18 protein-coding genes are annotated in these 19,558 nt (G+C 68.9%); 13 read left to right on the top strand and 5 right to left on the bottom strand.

Translation table 11 applies throughout. The features are described 5' to 3' along the window. Positions 1–51 precede the first annotated feature (51 nt). A complete protein-coding gene (locus AC1DB1_RS03610) occupies positions 52–1,452 on the top strand; it encodes an LssY C-terminal domain-containing protein (RefSeq protein ID WP_477199814.1) in 1,401 nt (466 codons plus the stop codon). A 45-nt stretch (positions 1,453–1,497) separates the two neighbouring features. Here the strand turns inward: AC1DB1_RS03610 and AC1DB1_RS03605 are convergent, their stop codons facing one another. Beyond that, entirely contained in the window at positions 1,498–3,078 is a 1,581-nt protein-coding gene (locus tag AC1DB1_RS03605) for a Na+/H+ antiporter (protein WP_477199813.1), read from the bottom strand. Positions 3,079–3,178: 100 nt separating this feature from the next. After that, the gene (gene trhO / locus AC1DB1_RS03600; RefSeq protein WP_477199812.1) at positions 3,179–4,078 is read right to left on the bottom strand and encodes an oxygen-dependent tRNA uridine(34) hydroxylase TrhO; all 900 of its coding nucleotides are present in this window, start codon (positions 4,076–4,078) and stop codon (positions 3,179–3,181) included. Positions 4,079–4,241: 163 nt separating this feature from the next. On the opposite strand from trhO, the gene AC1DB1_RS03595 reads away from it, so the two are divergent. Both AC1DB1_RS03595 and AC1DB1_RS03590 read left to right on the top strand, forming a co-directional pair. Continuing rightward, positions 4,242–5,030, top strand: coding sequence for a polyprenol monophosphomannose synthase (locus AC1DB1_RS03595; RefSeq protein ID WP_271176687.1), 789 nt, complete (start codon positions 4,242–4,244; stop codon positions 5,028–5,030). Positions 5,031–5,078: 48 nt separating this feature from the next. Beyond that, positions 5,079–5,612 (top strand): YbhB/YbcL family Raf kinase inhibitor-like protein, encoded by a 534-nt coding sequence (locus AC1DB1_RS03590; protein WP_477199811.1) that lies wholly within the window; start codon positions 5,079–5,081, stop codon positions 5,610–5,612. A 16-nt stretch (positions 5,613–5,628) separates the two neighbouring features. On the opposite strand, the gene AC1DB1_RS03585 is transcribed toward AC1DB1_RS03590, so the two are convergent. Beyond that, the gene (locus tag AC1DB1_RS03585; protein ID WP_477199810.1) at positions 5,629–6,267 is read right to left on the bottom strand and encodes a LysE family translocator; all 639 of its coding nucleotides are present in this window, start codon (positions 6,265–6,267) and stop codon (positions 5,629–5,631) included. A 50-nt stretch (positions 6,268–6,317) separates the two neighbouring features. On the opposite strand from AC1DB1_RS03585, the gene AC1DB1_RS03580 reads away from it, so the two are divergent. The 3 genes from AC1DB1_RS03580 to AC1DB1_RS03570 are packed head-to-tail and all read left to right on the top strand — an operon-like array spanning position 6,318 to position 9,938. Next, complete coding sequence (locus AC1DB1_RS03580) at positions 6,318–7,889, top strand: MmgE/PrpD family protein (RefSeq protein WP_271176690.1); 1,572 nt, start codon at positions 6,318–6,320, stop codon at positions 7,887–7,889. Continuing rightward, positions 7,889–8,788 carry a methylisocitrate lyase gene (gene prpB / locus AC1DB1_RS03575; protein ID WP_477199809.1) on the top strand — a complete coding sequence of 300 codons (900 nt, stop codon included), beginning with the start codon at positions 7,889–7,891 and terminating at the stop codon, positions 8,786–8,788. Before AC1DB1_RS03580 ends, prpB begins: the two co-directional genes overlap by 1 nt. Positions 8,789–8,810: 22 nt before the next feature. Further along, positions 8,811–9,938 carry a bifunctional 2-methylcitrate synthase/citrate synthase gene (locus AC1DB1_RS03570; RefSeq protein WP_477199808.1) on the top strand — a complete coding sequence of 376 codons (1,128 nt, stop codon included), beginning with the start codon at positions 8,811–8,813 and terminating at the stop codon, positions 9,936–9,938. 137 nt (positions 9,939–10,075) lie between these two features. On the opposite strand, the gene AC1DB1_RS03565 is transcribed toward AC1DB1_RS03570, so the two are convergent. Next, complete coding sequence (locus tag AC1DB1_RS03565; protein WP_477199807.1) at positions 10,076–11,263, bottom strand: acetyl-CoA C-acetyltransferase; 1,188 nt, start codon at positions 11,261–11,263, stop codon at positions 10,076–10,078. Positions 11,264–11,335: 72 nt separating this feature from the next. Between AC1DB1_RS03565 and pip the strand changes: the two genes are divergently transcribed. Then, positions 11,336–12,295, top strand: coding sequence for a prolyl aminopeptidase (gene pip, locus AC1DB1_RS03560; RefSeq protein WP_477199806.1), 960 nt, complete (start codon positions 11,336–11,338; stop codon positions 12,293–12,295). Between the two features lie 77 nt (positions 12,296–12,372). After that, positions 12,373–13,152 (top strand): JAB domain-containing protein, encoded by a 780-nt coding sequence (locus AC1DB1_RS03555; RefSeq protein ID WP_477199805.1) that lies wholly within the window; start codon positions 12,373–12,375, stop codon positions 13,150–13,152. On the opposite strand, the gene aspS is transcribed toward AC1DB1_RS03555, so the two are convergent. After that, positions 13,082–14,395: an aspartate--tRNA(Asn) ligase gene (aspS, locus tag AC1DB1_RS03550; RefSeq protein WP_477200080.1), complete on the bottom strand. Its 1,314-nt coding sequence runs from the start codon at positions 14,393–14,395 to the stop codon at positions 13,082–13,084. The genes AC1DB1_RS03555 and aspS overlap by 71 nt on opposite strands. A 121-nt stretch (positions 14,396–14,516) precedes the next feature. On the opposite strand from aspS, the gene AC1DB1_RS03545 reads away from it, so the two are divergent. Genes AC1DB1_RS03545 through ccsB form a run of 5 tightly spaced genes read left to right on the top strand, consistent with a single transcriptional unit; the run spans position 14,517 to position 19,252 of the window. Next, positions 14,517–15,212 (top strand): histidine phosphatase family protein, encoded by a 696-nt coding sequence (locus tag AC1DB1_RS03545; RefSeq protein ID WP_477199804.1) that lies wholly within the window; start codon positions 14,517–14,519, stop codon positions 15,210–15,212. Next, positions 15,209–15,814, top strand: coding sequence for a TlpA family protein disulfide reductase (locus tag AC1DB1_RS03540; RefSeq protein WP_477199803.1), 606 nt, complete (start codon positions 15,209–15,211; stop codon positions 15,812–15,814). The genes AC1DB1_RS03545 and AC1DB1_RS03540 overlap by 4 nt, the downstream gene beginning before the upstream one ends. Before the next feature lies 1 nt (position 15,815). Next, complete coding sequence (locus AC1DB1_RS03535) at positions 15,816–16,556, top strand: cytochrome c biogenesis CcdA family protein (RefSeq protein ID WP_271176699.1); 741 nt, start codon at positions 15,816–15,818, stop codon at positions 16,554–16,556. Continuing rightward, entirely contained in the window at positions 16,540–18,171 is a 1,632-nt protein-coding gene (gene resB / locus AC1DB1_RS03530; protein WP_477199802.1) for a cytochrome c biogenesis protein ResB, read from the top strand. Before AC1DB1_RS03535 ends, resB begins: the two co-directional genes overlap by 17 nt. A gap of 10 nt (positions 18,172–18,181) precedes the next feature. Beyond that, positions 18,182–19,252 carry a c-type cytochrome biogenesis protein CcsB gene (ccsB, locus tag AC1DB1_RS03525; RefSeq protein WP_271176701.1) on the top strand — a complete coding sequence of 357 codons (1,071 nt, stop codon included), beginning with the start codon at positions 18,182–18,184 and terminating at the stop codon, positions 19,250–19,252. Positions 19,253–19,558 lie beyond the last annotated feature (306 nt).

Raw genomic sequence — 19,558 nt, 5'->3', positions numbered from 1 at the left:
CCGCGGGAGCCGCATCCGGACGGCCGCCGGCGCCGGTCATAGGATGTCCCCATGCCGCAGACGACGGTACCGAAGACGCGGTCGGCCACGGCCCGCCCGCGGTCGGTCAACGCCGTCGTCGACAACCTCTTCTTCGTGTTCGGTGGCGTCGCCGCTGTCTGGCTCGCCTGGATCGCGCTCACCGAGAGCTTCAGCTGGGGCTGGTTCCTCGCCCTCTTCTTCGTGCTGTTCTGGTTGCTGCTGGCCTACCTCGTGCTGCCGCGGCTGCATCGCATCCTGACCTCGGTCTACGTGCCCGACTACTTCATCGGCCGGGCCCGCACGAGCGATGGACTGCTCGGCGACCCGATCAATCTGGCCGCCGTCGGCACGGAGGCGCAGCTCGACGAGGCCATGTCGAAGGCCGGCTGGACGCGCGCCGACGAGATCACGCTGCGGTCGAGCTGGCGCATCATCACCTCGACCCTGCTGCGGCGGAGCTACGACGAGGCGCCGGTGAGCCCGCTCTACCTGTTCGGTCACCAGCAGGACATCGCCTACCAGCAGGAGGTGCAGGGCAACCCGTCCAAGCGCCATCACGTGCGGTTCTGGCGCTGCCCCGACGGCTGGTTCCTGCCCGGGGGCCATCAGGCCGACTGGATGGCGGCCGGCACTTTCGACCGCGCGGTCGGCTTCTCGCTCTTCACCCTCCAGATCACTCACAAGATCGACGCGAACACCGACATCGAGCGTGATCACATCGTCGCCACCCTCACCGACGCGGGGGTGGGCGTGCAGGTGAACGTGATCAAGGACTTCTCGACGGGGTACCACGCGCGCAACGGCGGCGGGGACAGCATCGAGACCGACGGCGACCTGCCGGTCATCGACGTGCGGTCCGTCCCGGTCGAGGCCGAAGCCATCGCGGTGGCCGATCAGGCGGATGCGCGCCGCGCCGCGCTCGCCGAGCAACGCCCGATCCCGACCGTCCTCGGTTTCCTGCTGATGATCCTGCGCATCGGAGCCGGGGTGGTGTTCATCCTGCTCACGGTGCTCGACTGGCGGCATTTCATCGCCTCCCTGATCGCGGAGTCGACGGTGCCGCTGGATGCGCAGTCGCGGCAGGCCGTCACCGTGGTGCTGATCATCGCGCTCGCCGTGTGGGGTGCGGGACTGCTGATCTACCTGGGGCTCGCCCTGCTGGTGCTGCGCGGCAGCAACTGGGCGCGCATCGCGTCGATGGCCTTCAGTTCGCTCCTGATCGTGCTGGCCGCGATCGACTTCTTCAACGGCGGTCCGCAGGTGTCGTTGCGGAACAATGTGTTCGGCCTGCCGCTCGACATCCTCGTCGTGCTGGCCTTGTCGTCGCAGCGGGCGCGGCTGTGGGCGCGACGCCCGCGCCGACGCGGCGCTGAGAGCACCGATCCGGTCGTGAGGGACCGCGCTGCGGCCGACGGCACGACGGTCGCCTGAGTCATGGCGTCGCCCGGGCGACGCGGTCGGGCAACGCTCTGACACTCAGAGCAGCGGCTTGCGCGGCCCCGACGACTTGAGCGCCGCTTCTTCCGCGTCGAGGAAGGCGAGCACGGAGCGCACAGCCAGATCCTGGTAGCGGCCCTCCGATCGGGCTGCCAGCACTGCCTCCCGCTCGGCCGTGATCATCGACCGCCGCAGGTGCAGGTACTCGACCGGTACGTCCTCGTCTTCGTTCGGGCTCGGGTTCTCGAGGGCGTCCGAGAGGAACACCGCGTTGATGCGCAGCCGCTCGATGACCCGATGGTCCTCGGTGCCGGTGACTCTCGTCTGCAGATGGTCGAGCCCCGCCGTCTGCGCTTCGGCGAGCAGCCGCTGCATCTCTCCGGCCTCCTGGGCGAAGTCGGGCGGCGGCAGCCGCAGCCGCCGGATGATCCAGGGGAGGGCGAGCCCCTCGAGCAGCGTCGCGACGACCACGACGAACGCGAGGAACTGCAGGAACTCGCGGTGGGGTGTCCCGTCGGGCAGCAGGAACACGGCCGCAAGTGTGACCACACCGCGGATGCCCGCGAACGAGACCGCGATGCCGGTCGGCCAGCTCCAGCCGCGTTCGCGGAGGCGCTCCGGACCGTAGCGGTAGATCGCCGTGGTCAGCACCATCCAGATGAATCGCGCGGCGAACAGGGCGAGCAGCACGACGATGCTGATCACCACCGTCTGCCCGACCGTGATGCCCGAGCTGAACGCGCCGCGCAGGATGCTCGAGAGCTCGAGGCCGATGAAGAGGAAGACCGCGTTCTCGAGCAGGAACTGGATCGTGCGCCAGTTGATGGTCTCGGCGATGCGCGCCTCGGCCGTCTGGATGGTGGGCGAGCGATAGCCGAGGAACAGGCCGGCGACCACGACGGCGAGGATGCCGGAGCCGTGCAGGAACTGCGCGGGGATGAAAGCCAGGTAGGGCGTGACGAGGCCGAGCGAGGTGTCGAGCACAGGCGAGCGCAGCTGCTTGCGGATGATCGCCAGCAGGTACCCGATGCCGAGCCCGACCGCGACGCCGACGACGACGGCGAGCACGAAGTCGCCCGCGATGGCCCACGGATTGACCACGCTCACGATGGCGGCGATCGTCGCGTTGAGCGCGACCAGGGCGGTGGCGTCGTTGAGCAGGCTCTCGCCCTCGAGCACCGTGACGAGTCGGCGGGGCAGGTGCAGCCGCCCCGCGATCGCCGTGACGGCGACCGTGTCGGTGGGTGCGACGACGGCGCCGAACGCGAACGCGGCCGCGAGGGTGAGCGCCGGAACCACCAGCCAGGTCGCGACACCGACCACGACCACGGTGAAGACCACGAGGCCGACCGATAGCAGCAGGATGCTGTCGCGGCGCGCCCTGACGTCGACGAACGACGTCTGGATGGAGGCGGCGAACAGCAGCGGAGGCAGCAGGCCGAAGAGCACGATCTCGGGTTGCAGCTGCACGTTCGGCACACCCGGGATGAACGAGGCGCCGGCCCCGACGGCCACCAGCACCACCGGTGCCGACCAGCCGAAGCGGCGCGACAGCCCGGTGACGGTGACCGTGACGAGTACGAACGACACGATCCAGACGATGGTGGCGACCGGATCCATGGAGTTCATGATGGCCGCAACGCCCCCGGGGCGGCAATGTTTCCCGCGTTACGGTGGACAGCCGATCGCTACGAGCGAATGTGGAGGAGGACCGTCTGGGTCACGCCGCGTGCGCGACGCAGTTCACGCGCGCACCCTCGTCCGCGCACCCGTCGCACACCACGAGCTGCTCGCGGCATGACGGGTCGGCGCAGTTGCGCATCCGGTTCGTGTCGGCGCCGCAGCTCACGCACGTGCCGAGTACGGCGGCGTGATCGGTGAAGTCGATCGATCCCCGCCCGTCGAACACGTAGAGCGAGCCCTCCCACAGTCCATCGTCGCCGAAGGTCTCGCCGTAGCGCACGATCCCGCCCTCGAGCTGGTAGACCTCGCCGAAGCCCCGTGAGCGCATCAGCCCGGAGAGCACTTCGCAGCGGATGCCGCCGGTGCAGTAGGTGACCACCGCCTTGTCCTTGAGGTGGTCGTAGCGGCCGCTCTCGAGCTCTGCGACGAATTCGCGCGTATTCGACACGTCGGGCACGACCGCGTCGCGGAACCGCCCGATCTCGGCCTCGAACCGGTTGCGCCCGTCGAAGAACACGACGTCGTCGCGGCTCTCGACCAGCTCGTGCAGGGCGGTCGGGTCGAGGCGCTCGCCGCCGCCGACCACGCCGGAGGCGTCCACCTGCAGCTCGCCGGGCGCGCCGAAGCTCACGATCTCGTCGCGGACCTTCACCGACAGCCGGGGGAAGTCCAGGCTGCGCCCCTCGTCGTCGAGGCCGCTTCCCTCGCTCCACTTCACATCGAGATCCTTGAACGCGGGATAGTCCTTCGTCTTCCGCAGGTAGCGTTTGACCGCACCGAGCTCGCCGCCGATCGTGCCGTTGATCCCGTGCTCCGAGATCAGGATGCGCCCCCGCAGCCCCAGCGACTCGCAGAGGTCGCGCTGCCACAGTCGCACCGCATCCGGATCGGCGAGCGGCGTGAAAGCGTAATAGAGGAGGATCTTCGGCACGGGCACCGCTCCATGCTAGGCCGGACCCCCTGAATGGATTCTCAGTTCACGAGCATCATTCGGTTTCCTCTCGTTCACCAGGATCCGCGATGCTAGGGGTGTACAGAATGCTTGAGAAGTTCCGAATGCTTGAGGCGTACAGTTCATGTCGCGCAGAGGAGGTGGGTCCGTGAGCACCCTCGTGATCATCCCCACCTACAACGAGCGCGAGAACGTGGAGCCGATCGTCGCACGCGTGCGCGCAGCGACGCCTGAAGTAGAAGTCCTCGTGGTCGACGACAACTCTCCGGACGGCACGGGAGCGATCGCGGACGCGCTCGCCGCGGCCGACACGCACGTGCACGTGCTGCACCGCGCGGGCAAGGAGGGCCTCGGAGCCGCCTACCGCGACGGCATGCGCTGGGCGCTCGACAGCGGCTACGACCGGATCGTGGAGATGGACGCCGACGGCTCGCACCAGCCGGAGCAGCTCCGGCGCCTGCTCGACGCCCTCCGCGCAGAGGGGGGCGGGGCTCCGGATGCCGGTGCCGACGTCGTCCTCGGCTCGCGCTGGGTGCCGGGCGGCGGCGTCGAGAACTGGCCGGCGCGCCGGCGTCTGCTCTCGCGCGGCGGCAGCACCTACTCGCGGATCGCGCTCGGCGTGCCCGCCCGCGACGTCACCGGCGGCTACCGTGCGTTCACGGCCGACGCCCTGCGGCGCATCCGGTTCACCGATGTGGAGAGCCAGGGCTATTGCTTCCAGATCGACATGCTGCGGCGCGCATACGATGCGGGCCTGACCGTCGCCGAGGTGCCGATCACGTTCGTCGAACGCGAGCACGGCGCCTCCAAGATGACGGGCGGGATCGTCGCCGAGGCCATGCTGCGCGTGACCGGCTGGGGCATCACCGGCCTCCCGTCGCGCTTCCGACGGCGCCAGCACGCAGCCGCACCCGTCGAGTCGTCCGCGCACCGCTGAGGCGAACAGCGGGTGAACGTCGGGCGACGTCGGGCGTACGGTGAAGTCATGACTGCGACAGACCCGTACGAGCGCTTCGGCGCCGTCCCTCAGTTCACCCTCACCAGCGACGACGTCGCCCAGGATGTTCCGCTCGACCGCGCCCACTGGGGCGCAGGCGGCGGTGGCGGCGACATCTCGCCGCAGCTCAGCTGGAGCGGCTTCCCCGCCGAGACCAAGAGCTTCGCCGTCACCATCCACGATCCGGATGCTCCCACCGGGTCGGGCTTCTGGCACTGGGCCGTGTACAACATCCCGGCCTCCGTCACTTTCCTCGAACGTGGCGCCGGAGCGGAGGGCGGGGGAGATCTCCCGCAGGGCGCGGCCATGCTCTCGAACGAGCTCGGCTCCAAGAGCTTCACCGGTGCGGGGCCGCCTCCCGGCACCGGCACCCACCACTACAACATCGTCGTGCACGCCCTCGACGTCGAATCCCTCGACCTCGACCCCGCGTCGACACCGGCCGTGCTCGGCTTCAACGCGCACTTCCACTCGCTGGCGCGCGCGGTACTGACCCCGGTCGCGACCGCGGGCGACATCTAGGCCTTCGCTCGCGGACTCAGTGCTTGCTGCCGGTCAGCGCGAGCACGCCGCCGAGCCCGATCATCATCACGCCGCCCGCTGCCCCGAGGTGCTCCACGCGCTTCGGGGAGCGGGCGAACCACGTGCGGGCCGTTCCGGCCACGAGGGCCCAGCTGCTGTCGCAGGCCAGCGCGATCAGCAGGAAGACCAGGCCGAGCTCCATCATCTGCAGCGGGATGGAGCCCGCCGAGTAGTCGACGAACTGCGGCAGCACCGCCACGAAGAACACGAGCGACTTCGGGTTGGTGATCCCGACCAGGAACCCCTCCGACAGGATGCGCACCCGAGACCGCGCCGGCGGCGTCGCCTCGTGCGTCACCGCCGTGTGCCGCCGATGCCGGATGGCCTGGACGCCGAGGTACACGAGATACGCGGCGCCCGCGAACTTGATGACGGTGAACACGACGACCGACTGCGCGACCACGGCGCCGACGCCCAGGGCGACAGCGGCGATGAGCGGGAGCATCCCGAGGGCGTTGCCGAGCACGCTGAGCAGCCCGCCGGCGCGGCCGAGGGCCAGCGAACGGCCGATCACGAAGAGCACGCTCGGGCCGGGGATGACGATCAGCGCCAGCGACGCCAGCGCGAACGCGAGCAGGGACGACGTCGGAACCATGCGCACAGCGTACTGCCCCGCCACGCAGCCGGAGCGGGTAGGTTCGAGGGGTGAAGCTCCACAACGTGCGCGTGCACCGCAGCGACGAAGAACTCACCCGTCAGAACCAGCTCGCCTGGAAGATCGCCGAGGTCGCTGCCGACCCGGTCGAGGTCACGCCGGAGGTCACCGAGATGGTGATCAACCGCGTCATCGACAATGCGGCGGTCGCTGCCGCGTCGCTCACGCGCCGGCCGGTCGTCTCCGCGCGGTCGCAGGCGCTCGCGCATCCGCTGCCGACCCGGCAGCTCGAGGAGCTGACCGAGACGCTCGAGCACCCGCAGGACGGCTCGACGGTGTTCGGCGAGGAGCAGGCGCTGCGGGTCAGCCCCGAGTGGGCGGCCTGGGCGAACGGTGTCGCCGTGCGCGAGCTGGACTACCATGACACGTTCCTCGCGGCCGAGTACTCGCATCCGGGCGACAACATCCCGCCGATCACCGCGGTCGCGCAGCACGCGGCGCGCGCGTTCGGCCTGACCGGGCGCGAGCTGGTGCGCGGCATCGCGACCGGCTACGAGATCCAGATCGATCTGGCGAAGGCGATCAGCCTGCATGCGCACAAGATCGACCACGTCGCACACCTCGGCCCGAGCGCCGCCGCAGGCATCGGCACGATGCTCGGACTTCCCGTGGAGACGATCTTCCAGGCGATCGGGCAGGCGCTGCACACGACCACCGCGACGCGGCAGTCGCGCAAGGGCGAGATCTCCAGCTGGAAGGCGCACGCCCCGGCGTTCGCCGGCAAGATGGCCGTCGAGGCGATCGATCGCGCGATGCGCGGAGAGACGAGCCCGACCCCGATCTACGAGGGTGAAGACGGAGTGATCGCCTGGCTGCTCGACGGCCCGCAGGCGTCGTACGACGTCCCGCTCCCCGAGCCCGGCGAGGCGAAGCGCGCGATCCTCGACTCGTACACCAAGGAGCACTCGGCCGAATATCAGGCGCAGGCCTGGATCGACCTGGCCCGCAAGCTGCACCGCGAGCATCCGGAGGTCGCCGACCCGTCGCGGGTCGACGCGATCGTGATCCACACCTCGCACCACACGCACTATGTGATCGGCTCGGGCGCCAACGACCCGCAGAAGTACGACCCGACGGCGTCGCGCGAGACCCTGGACCACTCCATCCCGTACATCTTCACCGTGGCGCTGCAGGACGGCGGCTGGCACCATGTCGACTCCTATCTCCCGTCGCGGGCGGCGCGGCCGGACACGGTCGAGCTCTGGGGCAAGGTCACCACGACCGAGGACCCGGAGTGGACCCGCCGCTACCACTCGATCGACCCGGCCGAGAAGGCGTTCGGCGGACGCGTCGAGATCCGGATGGCCGACGGCACGGTGATCACCGACGAGATCGCCGTCGCCGACGCCCATCCGCTCGGCGCCCGCCCGTTCGCCCGCGCCGACTACGTGAACAAGTTCCGGATGCTCGCCGCCGACGTTCTCGAGCCGGCCGAGATCGACCGCTTCCTGTCCGTCGCCGAACGGCTCCCGTCACTGACCGCCGCCGAGCTCGGCGGCCTCACCATCACAGCGGCCCCGGGCGTGCTCGCTTCCGTCCCGGCCCCGAAGGGACTCTTCTGATGCTCTACTCCACCGTTCCAGCCCACGAGAAGCGGGCCGCCTTCCGCGCCCGGTTGAACTCAGGCGAGCTCATCCGGATGCCCGGCGCCTTCAACCCGCTCAGCGCGCGCCTCATCGAGCGCAAGGGCTTCGAGGGCGTCTACATCTCGGGCGCCGTGCTCAGCGCCGACCTCGGCCTGCCCGACATCGGCCTCACCACGCTCACCGAGGTCGCCGGCCGGTCCGCCCAGATCACCCGGATGACCGACCTGCCCGCCCTCGTCGACGCCGACACGGGATTCGGCGAGCCGATGAACGTCGCACGCACCGTGCAGACGCTGGAGGACGCCGGGGTGGCCGGGCTCCACATCGAAGACCAGGTCAATCCGAAGCGCTGCGGGCACCTCGACGGCAAGCAGGTCGTCGACGAGGACACCGCGCTCAAGCGCATCCGGGCCGCCGCCGACGCCCGCCGCGACCCGAACCTGCTGATCATGGCCCGCACCGACATCCGGGCCGTCGAAGGCCTCGACGCCGCGATCGACCGTGCGAAGGCGCTCGTCGACGCGGGCGCCGATGCGATCTTCCCCGAAGCCATGGCCGACCTCTCCGAGTTCGAGGCCGTGCGCCGGGCGATCGACGTGCCGATCCTGGCCAACATGACCGAGTTCGGCAAGAGCGAGCTGTTCACGGTGGACCAGCTCCGCGACATCGGCGTCAACATCGTCATCTGGCCGGTCTCGCTGCTGCGCCTCGCGATGGGCGCCGCTGAACGCGGCCTCGACCAGCTGCTCGAGACCGGCACGCTCGAGCCGAAGCTCGGCGAGATGCAGCATCGCGCGGAGCTGTACGACCTGATTGACTACGAGGGATACAACGCGTTCGACACCTCGGTGTACAACTTCGAGGTTCGACGCTAGCGACCCGCAGCGAAGGAGCAGCATGACCGATCCGGAGATCCACAAGGGCCTGGCCGGCGTCGTGGTCGACACCACCGCCATCTCGAGCGTCAACCCCGAGACCAACTCCCTGCTCTATCGCGGCTATCCCGTGCAGGAGCTGGCGGAGCACTGCTCGTTCGAGGAGGTCGCCTATCTCCTCTGGAACGGCGAGCTGCCCGGCGACGACGAGCTCGTCGCCTTCGAGGCGCTGGAGCGTTCGCTGCGTGTGCTGGACGACCGCACCAAGCGCATCATCGACGATGTGCCGGTCGCCGCGCATCCGATGGATGTGGTGCGCAGCGCGGTCAGTCAGCTCGGCGGGCTCGACGAGACCCTGGAGCAACCGGACGGCGTCCTCGACCCCGAGCTGAACAACGGCCGCGCGATCTACCTGCTCGCCCAGCTGCCCACGATCGTCGCCTACGACCAGCGTCGCCGTCGCGGACTGCCGGCGGTCGAGCCGCGGGACGATCTGGACTACGCACGCAACTTCCTGTGGATGACCTTCGGCGAGGTCCCCGACGACGTGGTGGTTGATGCGTTCCGTGTGTCCCTTGTGCTCTACGCCGAACACTCGTTCAACGCCTCGACGTTCACCGCCCGCGTCATCGCTTCGACGCTCTCCGATCTGTACTCGGCGGTCACGGGCGCCGTCGGTGCTCTGAAGGGACCGCTGCACGGCGGCGCGAACGAGGCCGTCATGCACGCGTTCGACGAGATCGGGTCGGCCGACAAGGCCGAAGCCTGGCTCGACGACGCGCTGGCGAACAAGCGCAAGATCATGGGCTTCGGGCACCGGGTCTACAAGAACGGCGACTCGCGGGTGCCCACGATGAAGGCCGCGTTCGAGAAGCTCGCCGAGCACTACGACCGCCAGGACATGCTCGACCTCTACAACGCGCTCGAGAAGGCCATGGGCGACCGCAAGAACATCAAGCCGAACCTCGACTACCCGTCGGGGCCGGCGTACAACCTGATGGGCTTCGACACCGAGACGTTCACGCCGCTCTTCGCGGCCGCCCGGGTCGCCGGCTGGACGGCGCACATCGCGGAGCAGTACGCGGCGAACTCGCTCATCCGGCCGCTGTCGCTCTACAACGGGCCGGCCGAACGGCACCTGTCGCGCTAGCGGCGCCGTACCGCCCCCCACTGCCACCTCGTAACTCCGGAAGATCGCGTCGAAATCGGCCGGACTTCCGGAGTTACGCGCATCCGGGCGGCGTGTCGAGCGAACCCTCCGGAGTTGTGCGGGCTCGCCCTCTCGCCCTATCGCCAGAGCAGCAGCGCCTCGCCCTGCCCGCCGCCGCCGCACAGCGCCACCGCCGCCCGCCCCGACCCGCGCCGCGCCAGTTCGTGCGCCGCGTGCCCGGCCAGTCGCGCCCCCGACGCGCCGATCGGATGCCCGAGCGCGATCGCGCCGCCGTGGATGTTCACCTTCTCCGGGTCGAGCCCGAGGTCGGCCATCGACTGAAGCCCGACCGCGGCGAACGCCTCATTGATCTCCACGAGGTCGAGGTCGTCGACGGTCCAGTCGGTCTTGGCGAGCGCCGCTGCGATCGCGTGCGACGGCTGCGAGTGCAGAGAGTTGTCCGGACCGGCCACCTGCCCGCTCGCGCCGACCACCGCGAGCCAGTCGAGACCGAGCCGCTCCGCCTTCTCGCGGCTGGTCAGCACCAGGGCCGCCGCGCCGTCGCTGAGCGGTGACGAATTGCCCGCGGTCAGCGTGCCGCCGTCGGCGAAGCTCGGGCGCAACCGTGCGAGCGTCTCGACGGTCGAATCCGTCCGCACGCCTTCGTCGCTGGAGACGACGATGGGCTCCCCGCGCCGCTGCGGGATGCTCACCGGCGCGATCTCGTCGTCGAAGGTCCCGTCGGCAGCCGCACGCCCAGCCCGCTGGTGCGAGGTCGCGGCGAACGCATCCTGCGCCTCGCGCGTGAGCCCGAGCTTCTCGGTGTACCTCTCGGTGGAGGCACCCATCGAGATGCCCTCGAACGCGTCGGTCAGCCCGTCGTGGGCCGCCGAGTCGACGGCCTGGATCGAGCCGTAGGTCCAGCCTTTGCGGGAACCGGGCAGCACGTGCGGGGCGTTCGTCATCGACTCCTGACCGCCGGCGATGACAACCTCGGCGTCCCCGGTGCGGATGAGACGCGCCGCATCCGTCACCGACACCAGGCCGGACAGGCACACCTTGTTGATCGTCACGGCGGGGACGTCCCATCCGATCCCGGCTGCGATCGCCGTCTGCCGCGCGGGGTTCTGCCCGGCGCCCGCCTGCAGCACCTGCCCGAAGATCACCGCATCGACGGCGTCCGGCGACAGGCCGGACCGCTCGAGAGCCCGGCGGAGCGCGACGGCGCCCAGTTCGACAGCGCTCAGCGAGGCGAGCGCCCCGAGGATCTTGCCCTGCGGTGTGCGGGCGGCGGACAGGATGACAGCGTCTCGTGGACTGTTCACGGCGACTCCTTCGTGGCCTTCGTGCACCGGCTCGTGACCGGCTCCTCCCAGATTCTCATACCCTGGGCTGTTATGGACCGCTACCCCGAGATCGACCCGTTCGCCACCGGAATGCTCGACGTCGGCGACGGTGACCTGGTCTATTGGGAGACCAGCGGCAACCCGGCCGGAACGCCCGTCGTCGTGCTGCACGGCGGCCCCGGCTCCGGCTCCACCCCGGGCGGCCGGCGCACCTGGGATCCGGCGAAGTACCTCATCGTGCAGCTGGATCAGCGCAACTGCGGGCGCAGCACCCCGTCGGCGTCCGATCCGGCGACCGATCTCTCCAGCAACACCACGCACGCTCTCATCGCCGACCTCGAGCAGCTCCGCCGGCACCTCGGCGTCGACCGGTGGGTCGTCTGGGGCGGCTCCTGGGGCTGCACGCTCGCCCTGGCCTACGCCGAGAAGTATCCGGAACGCGTGCGTGCGCTGATCCTGGTGTCGGTCACCATGACGCGGCGCTCCGACGTGCATTGGCTGTACCACGAGACCGGCCGGTATCTGCCGGCCGAGTGGCACGCCTTCCGCGACGGTGTTCCGGAGAGCGAGCGGGATGGCGACCTGGTGGCCGCCTACGACCGGATGCTCAACCATTCCGGCGACGTCGAGGTGCAGGCACGCGCGGCGGAGCTCTGGTGCGCGTGGGAGGACGCCGCGGTCTCGCTCGAACCGGGCTGGCGGCCGAGCGAACGCTACCGCGACCCCGGGTTCCGGATGCAGTTCGCGCGGATCGTCGCGCACTACTTCAGCAACGGCGCCTGGCTGGAGGAGGGGCAGCTCCTCCGTGACGCCGGGCGACTGGCGGGCATCCCCGGCGTGCTCATCCACGGCCGGTTCGATGTCGGCGGTCCCGTCGACGTTCCCTGGCTGCTCGCGCAGGCGTGGCCGGATGCCCGCCTCGAGGTCGTCGGCTCCGCCGGCCATCAGGGCAGCGCGGAGACGACGCGGCTTCTGCTCGAGGCAGCCGCGCAGTTCGCCGACGCGCCCTGAGAGTTTCCACAGGTCGAGTTGTCCACCGATCGGGCGCCGACCGACCCTGTGCGCTCTCCTCTTCTTAGCGTGGGGGCATGTCATCAGACGTCCTGTCCTCAGACGCCACAGCCTCGCACGAAGAAGAGGTGCCGCTCGCAGAGATCCCGCACCATGACAGGCCCCGTGAACGGATGCGCCGGCTCGGTGTCGGCGCCCTCACCGACGACGAGGTGCTCGCCCTGGTGCTCGGCTCCGGGCAGCCCGGCCAGAACGTGATCGCCTTCGCCCGTGCCATCCTGCGTCGCACCGGCGGTTTCCCCGGTCTGGCGACGATGGACTACGCACGCCTCGAGCGGCTCGATGGCGTCGGTCCCGCGACCGCCGGACGGCTGGTGGCGATCATCGAGATCTGGCGCCGGGCGGGAACGGCGAAGGCCTGGGCCCGGCTCGTCGACCATGCGGCCGTCGCACGCATCGTGCTGCCGGAGCTCGTGCACCGCGACACCGGCCGCTTCGTCGTGGTGGTCGCCGACCGCGCGGCGAGGCCGATCGAGGTCTCGCTCCTCCGCGACGGCGGGGTCGATCAGGTCAACGTCGAACCGGCGGAAGTTCTCCAGGCCGTGCTCGCGCGCGGCGGCCGATCGTTCGCGGTGGCGCACAACCACCCCGGGGGCACCCTCGACGCCAGCGTCGCCGACGTCGCGACCACGCGCAGGCTCGATCAGGCCGCGGCCACGATCGGCGTGCGTTTCCTCGGGCACATCCTGGTCGCCGGCGACGAGTGGATGGCCCTTCCGCCGCGGGCTACGGCAGCAGGCGCGTCGGTCCGCGGAAGAGGTAGGTCGTCTCCCGCAGGTTCGACAGGTGCAGCATGAGCATCAGCACCCGCGCGAGTCCCATCCCGAAGCCTCCATGCGGCGGAACGCCGTAGCGGAAGAAGTCGAGGTAGAAGTCGAGTTCCTCGGGCTCGAGGCCCTTCTCGCGGGCCTGCTCCTCGAGGATCTCCACGCGGTGCTCGCGCTGAGCACCGGTCGAGATCTCGACGCCGTTGAAGATGAGGTCGTAGCTGTTGGTGAGCGACGCGTCGTCGGCGTGACGCATGTGATAAAACGGCCGGATGCTCGACGCGTAGTCGGTCAGGAAGACGAATTCGTGACCGAACTCCTCCTTGACGTAGGCCGAGATCTGGCGTTCGCCCTCCGGGTCCATGTCGTCGTCGTGACGGGGGACCTCGTAGCCGCGCTCGGCCACGATCCGCTTCGCCTCGGCGAGGGGGATGCGCGGGAACGGCGTGGTGGGGACGACCACCTCGACGTCGAACAGCTCCTTGATCTGCTCGCCGTGCTTCTCCTTGACCGCGGTGAAGCCGGCGACGATGAGGTTCTCATGGAGCGTCATGACGTCTTCGTGGCTGTCGATCCAGCTGAGCTCGGTGTCGACGCTCGTGAACTCCGTCGCGTGGCGGCTGGTGAAGCTGGGGTCGGCGCGGAACGCCGGGCCGATCTCGAAGATCTTGCCGAAACCGGCCGACTGCGCCATCTGCTTGAAGAACTGCGGGCTCTGCGACAGGTAGGCAGTGCGGTCGAAGTACTCCACCTCGAACAGCTCGGCGCGCGACTCGCTCGGGCTCGCCATCAGCTTGGGGGTGTGGATCTCGATGAAGTCGTTGTTCACCCAGTACTCGCGCAGCGCGTGCTCGAACGTCGTCTGGATGCGGAAGATCAGGTTGTTCTTCGGCTCGCGCAGGTCGAGGAAGCGCCAGTCCATGCGCTTGTCGATCCCGCTGTCGCCGGCGATCGGTGTCTCGGGGATGGCAGCGGTCGCGACGGTGAGCGACGAGAGCTTGATCTCGATCCCGCCGAGCTTCACGCGCTCGTCGTGCTTGAGCTCGCCGGTGGCGGTGACGAAGCTGCCCTGCGAGAGCCCCGAGATGGTGGTCGCAGGCTCGTCGGCGATGACGACGCCCTCGGCGTCGACGTTCCGCGGGTTCACGAGCTGAACGGCACCCGTCTCGTCGCGCAGAACGACGAACTGCACCTTCTTCTGGTCGCGGACGGTCTCAACCCAGCCGGCGACGGTCACAGGGCCGTCGGATGCGGCGGCCAGGTCCTTGATCAATACTCGTGCGGTCACGAAGCACAAGCCTACCGTCCGCTACTACCGCCCGAACGGCCGGTCCGAGCGGCGCCCGACCCCGCGCTCAGTGAATTCAAGGGAAACGCCTCCGTAGACTGGGGCCGTGGTAGCAAGCCAAGTACATCTCGTCCGTCACGGAGAGGTGTTCAATCCCGACGGCATCCTGTATGGCAGGCTGCCGGGCTTCGGCCTCTCCAAACTCGGCCACCGCATGGCTTCCGCCGCCGCCGCCGACCTCGCCTCGCGCGACCGCTCCATGACGGGTCTTCGGGTGTCGCCGTTGCAGCGCACCCGAGAGTCCGCTGCTCCGATCGCGACAGCGCTCGGCCTGACGCCCGAGATCGACGACCGCATCATCGAGCCGACGAACCACTTCGAGGGCACGGTGATGCGACGTGCGCTTCGCAACCCCGTCAACTGGCCCTATCTCGTCAACCCGGTGCGTCCGACCTGGGGCGAGGCCTACAAGCGCATCGAGAAGCGGATGCTCGCGGCCGTCGACGACGCCTTCGATTCGGTCGACGACGGCGACGTCGTGCTCGTCAGCCACCAGCTGCCGATCTGGGTCACGCACCTGTCTGTCTCGGGGGAGCGCTTCTGGCACGACCCGCGCAAGCGCCGCTGCGCCCTGTCGAGCATCACCACCTTCGAGCGCACCCTGTTCCAGCCGAGCGAGCTGCCACCCGCGCCGCCCGGAGCGCCCGTGCCGACCGAGCCCGTGCTGCGCATCGTCGAGGTCGGCTACGTCGAACCCGCCGCCTCGCTGAGCGCCACCGCAACCGATGTGGGGGCCGTGTGAAGCGCCGGACCCGCCTCCTGACCTCCGCCGTGGCGCTCGTCGCCGCGACAGGACTCCTTCTCACCGGATGCACGACCGACAAGCTCGCCGAGCAGTACCGCGCGGGCACCGGTCAGAACTACATCGCCGGTGACGGCACCGTCAGCGAGTTCGCCGCGGCCAACCGCGGCGCCGCGATCTCCTTCACCGGAAAGACAGGGGAAGGCGAGACGGTCTCGTCGAAGCAGTACGCCGGCAAGGTCCTCGTGGTCAACTTCTGGTACGCCGGCTGCCCGCCGTGCCGCGTCGAGGCTCCCGACCTCGAGAAGCTCTACCAGAAGTACAAGGGCTCGGGCGTCGACTTCCTCGGCGTCAACATCTACGACTCGGCGGCCACCTCGGCGAGCTTCGACGACGAGAAGGGCATCACCTACCCGTCGGTCCTCGACCGCGACACGGGTTCCGTCCTCCTGGCGTTCAGCAAGACCGTGCCGCCGAAGGCGACCCCGACCACGCTCGTCATCGACAAGAAGGGCCGCGTCGCCGCCCGTATCCTCGGCGCGATCCCCGACCGCAGTATCCTCGACACGCTCATCAGCGACACGCTCGCCGAGACCGACTGACGTGGGAAGCATCGGAGAGATCGTCTTCAGCGGGCAGCTGCTGCTGGCGCTGCCCATCGCCCTGCTGGCGGGCCTCGTCTCGTTCGCCTCGCCGTGCGTGCTTCCGCTGGTGCCGGGCTACCTCGCGTACGTCGGGGGGTTCAGCGACCCCGGAGAGAAGCGGGACAAGTCCCGGCTGCTCACCGGTGTGGCCCTCTTCATCCTGGGTTTCGCCGTCGTGTTCATCGCCTACGGAGCGGCCTTCGGCGCCCTGGGGCAGTGGCTGTTCCGCTGGCAGGACGTGGTCGTGCGCATCCTGGGTGTGTTCGTGATCGTGATGGGGCTGGTCTTCATCGGACAGTTCTCGTTCCTGCAACGAACGATCAAGCCGTCGTGGCGGCCGGCGACCGGGCTCATCGGCGCACCCCTGCTCGGTATCGTGTTCGGCCTCGGCTGGACACCGTGCATCGGCCCGACTCTCGCGGCCATCAGCGCACTCAGCGTCGGCACGGGCTCTCCGTGGCGCGGGGCGCTCCTCGGCCTCTTCTACTGCATCGGCCTCGGCATCCCGTTCCTCCTCGTCGCCCTCGGCTTCGACTGGGTCGCCGGGTCGGTGGCGTTCCTCAAGCGGCACATCCGTGCCATCAACATCATCGGCGGCGTGCTGCTGGTCATCATCGGCATTCTGATGGCGACCGGCATCTGGAGCGCGCTGATGTCGCAATTCCTGGCGGTGATCCAAGGCTTTGAGCCGGCCCTCTGACCACATCGACTCCGCGCCACCGCGTGAAGACCCCGGCATCGTCCAGCCCAAGCTGGGCTTCGTCGGGTGGATCCGCTGGTTCTGGCGGCAGCTCACGAGCATGCGCACGGCGCTGTTCCTGCTGCTCCTGCTCGCCGTCGCGGCGGTGCCGGGCTCGCTGGTGCCGCAGCGGTCGTCCGACCCGAACGGCGTCACGCAGTACTTCGCCGAGCATCCGGACATCGCGCCGTTCCTCGACAAGCTGCAGGCGTTCGACGTCTACACGTCGGCCTGGTTCTCGGCCATCTACCTGCTGCTGTTCGTCTCGCTCATCGGCTGCGTCATCCCGCGCACCAAGCACCACTGGGATGCGCTGCGCGCCAAGCCGCCCCGCACACCGGCCCGGCTCACCCGCATGGCCGGCTTCCAGGCGCGGCTCCTCTCGTCCGAGCAGGCGGCCACGGCGCCCGAGCCGATCCAGGCCGCGAGCGAGCTGCTGCGCAGGAGCCGCTATCGCGTCGCGCTGTACCAGGACGCGCGGTCGACCTCGGTGTCGGCGGAGCGCGGCTACCTGCGCGAGACCGGCAACCTCGTCTTCCACATCGCGCTGCTCGGCGTCCTCCTCGCGGTCGGGCTCGGCGGCGGCTTCGGCTTCACGGGGCAGAAGATCGTCGTGGAGGGCCAGAGCTTCGTCAACAGCATCACGTCGTACAACTCGTTCAACCCCGGCCGGTTCTTCAACAGCTCCTCACTGGTGCCGTTCTCGATCCAGGTCGACAGGCTCGACGTGAACTACGAGACCAAGAACAAAGACGCCCTGGGTACGCCGATCGACTACACCGCGCACGTCACCACGACCGAACCCGGATCTCCGCCGCGCAAGCAGACGATCAAGGTCAACGAGCCGCTCGCGATCGGCGGCACCAACGCCTACCTCCTCGGCAACGGCTACGCCCCGTCGATCACCGTGCGCGACGCCAAGGGCAAGGTCGTCTTCCAAGACGACGTCGTCTTCCGCCCGACCGGCGACGTCAACCTGACGTCGCAGGGTGTGATCAAGATCCCGGATGGCCTCAGCAAGCAGGTCGGCATGACCGGGTTCTTCTACCCGACGGTCGGCGACAGTTCGGTCGCCGGGGCCAAGGCGTCGACGTCACCCGGGCTCAACGACCCGCTCGTGAGCCTCAACGTCTATGTCGGCGACCTGGGTCTGGACAGCGGCGTTCCGCAGAACGTCTACACCCTCAACACCGACAAGATGACGCCCGTGGCGGCCGCCGGCGCGAAGTCGGGGCAGAAGGCGCTCGAGATCGCGCCCGGTCAGACCGTGCAGCTGCCGAACGGTCTCGGCTCGATCGAGGTCACCGGGGTGAAGAGGTTCATCGGCCTCGACATCCACCACGACCCGGCGCAGGGCTGGGTGCTGCTGTTCGCGATCCTCATCCTGGGCGGGCTGCTCACCTCGCTGTTCGTTCCCCGCCGTCGCATCTGGGTCAAAGCCGTCGACAACGCCGACGGTTCGGTGACCCTCGAATACGCGGGCCTCGCCCGCGGTGAAGACCCCAACCTGCTCGGCGCGATCCGCGACATCGCGGATCAGCATTCCGCCGTACTCACCGACCGACGAAACACTTAGGCTTACTGACGTGACCGAAACACTGGCTCAACTCTCGACCGTGTTCATCTACGCGGCGATGGGGATCTACGCGCTCGCGTTCATCGCGTTCGCCCTCGACCTCGCCCGGCGCGGGGCGAGAGCCACGGCCGACGAAGTCGCCGCGGTCCCGAGTGCTGTCGCACGGCGAGCGGAAGTCGGCGCCCGGCAGGGATCGGGCGCCTCCACAGTGGTGACGGTCGGCTCCGCCGAGGGGGGAGGCAGCTCGGGCACCTCGACGCTGACCCGCCTCAGCTCACGGATCACGTCGAGGGTCGAAGACGAGGTCGCCAACGGGGGACCGGCATCGGTCGCGATGCGCACCGCCTTCGTGCTCACGATCGTCGGGTTCGCGTTCCATCTGTTCGCCACGATCCTGCGGGGCATCGCCGCCGGCCGCGTTCCGTGGGCGAACATGTGGGAGTTCTCGATGACGGGCACCCTCGTGATCATCGGGGTGTTCCTGCTCGTCAATCTGCGCTGGGATCTCAAGTACCTCGGCACCTTCGTGCTCGGCTTGGTGTGCATCCTGCTGATGATCGCGACGGTGCGGTACTACGTTCCGGTGGTCCCGCTCCCGCCGGCCCTCCAGTCGTACTGGCTCGTGATCCACATCATGGTGGCCATCCTCGGCACCGCGTTCTTCGCGCTCGGGTTCGCGCTGTCCGGTCTGCAGCTGCTCCAAGTGCGCCGCGAGCGGCAGATCGAGGAGTCGCGGCCGCAGCAGTTCAAGTTCCTGTCGACCCTTCCGGGATCCAAGACTCTCGAGAACCTCGCCTACCGCGTGAACATCGTGGGCTTCATCTTCTGGACGTTCACCCTCATCGCCGGTGCGATCTGGGCGGAAAAGGCATGGGGCCGATATTGGGGCTGGGACACCAAGGAAGTCTGGACGTTCATCATCTGGGTGATCTACGCCGGCTACATCCACGCGCGGGCGACCCGCGGATGGCGCGGTTCACGTTCCGCCTGGCTGGCGATCATCGGCTTCTCCGCCGTGATGTTCAACTTCGGCGTGGTGAACGTGTTCTTCAAAGGCCTTCACGCGTACTCCGGTCTGTGATCCACGGACTCTGATCGACACGTTCGACACGCAAGCCCCTCGGTGCATCAGCATCCGAGGGGCTTTCTGTTTTCGCGGGATGCAGCTCCCGTCCGCGCGGACCCGCGGGAGTTGCTCGAGCATTCCGGAACTTATGGAGAGAATCCGGCGCCGACGGCACGGCACTCTGCCGTGCGCTGATGTCGGCGCTGGAGACCGGGAAAGGGGGCGGATCCGCGGAATCACGCGGAAGTCGGGGTGCGACACGCCCGGGCTGCAAGCCGGATTTGCGAGCCCCTGGGGACCTGCGTAAAGTACTTACTTGTC

The sequence above is a fragment of the Leifsonia sp. 10N434 genome, assembly GCF_056394405.1.
Note: the sequence above shows the minus strand (reverse complement) of the source record. Positions and strands in the feature narration are given on the sequence as shown.

Coding starts and splice junctions, on each gene's coding strand:
- AC1DB1_RS03610 (WP_477199814.1), top strand. CDS start 52: ATGCCGCAGACGACGGTACCGAAGACGCGGTCGGCCACGGCCCGCCCG.
- AC1DB1_RS03605 (WP_477199813.1), bottom strand. CDS start 3,078: ATGGATCCGGTCGCCACCATCGTCTGGATCGTGTCGTTCGTACTCGTC.
- AC1DB1_RS03590 (WP_477199811.1), top strand. CDS start 5,079: ATGACTGCGACAGACCCGTACGAGCGCTTCGGCGCCGTCCCTCAGTTC.
- AC1DB1_RS03585 (WP_477199810.1), bottom strand. CDS start 6,267: ATGGTTCCGACGTCGTCCCTGCTCGCGTTCGCGCTGGCGTCGCTGGCG.
- prpB (WP_477199809.1), top strand. CDS start 7,889: ATGCTCTACTCCACCGTTCCAGCCCACGAGAAGCGGGCCGCCTTCCGC.
- AC1DB1_RS03570 (WP_477199808.1), top strand. CDS start 8,811: ATGACCGATCCGGAGATCCACAAGGGCCTGGCCGGCGTCGTGGTCGAC.
- pip (WP_477199806.1), top strand. CDS start 11,336: ATGGACCGCTACCCCGAGATCGACCCGTTCGCCACCGGAATGCTCGAC.
- AC1DB1_RS03555 (WP_477199805.1), top strand. CDS start 12,373: ATGTCATCAGACGTCCTGTCCTCAGACGCCACAGCCTCGCACGAAGAA.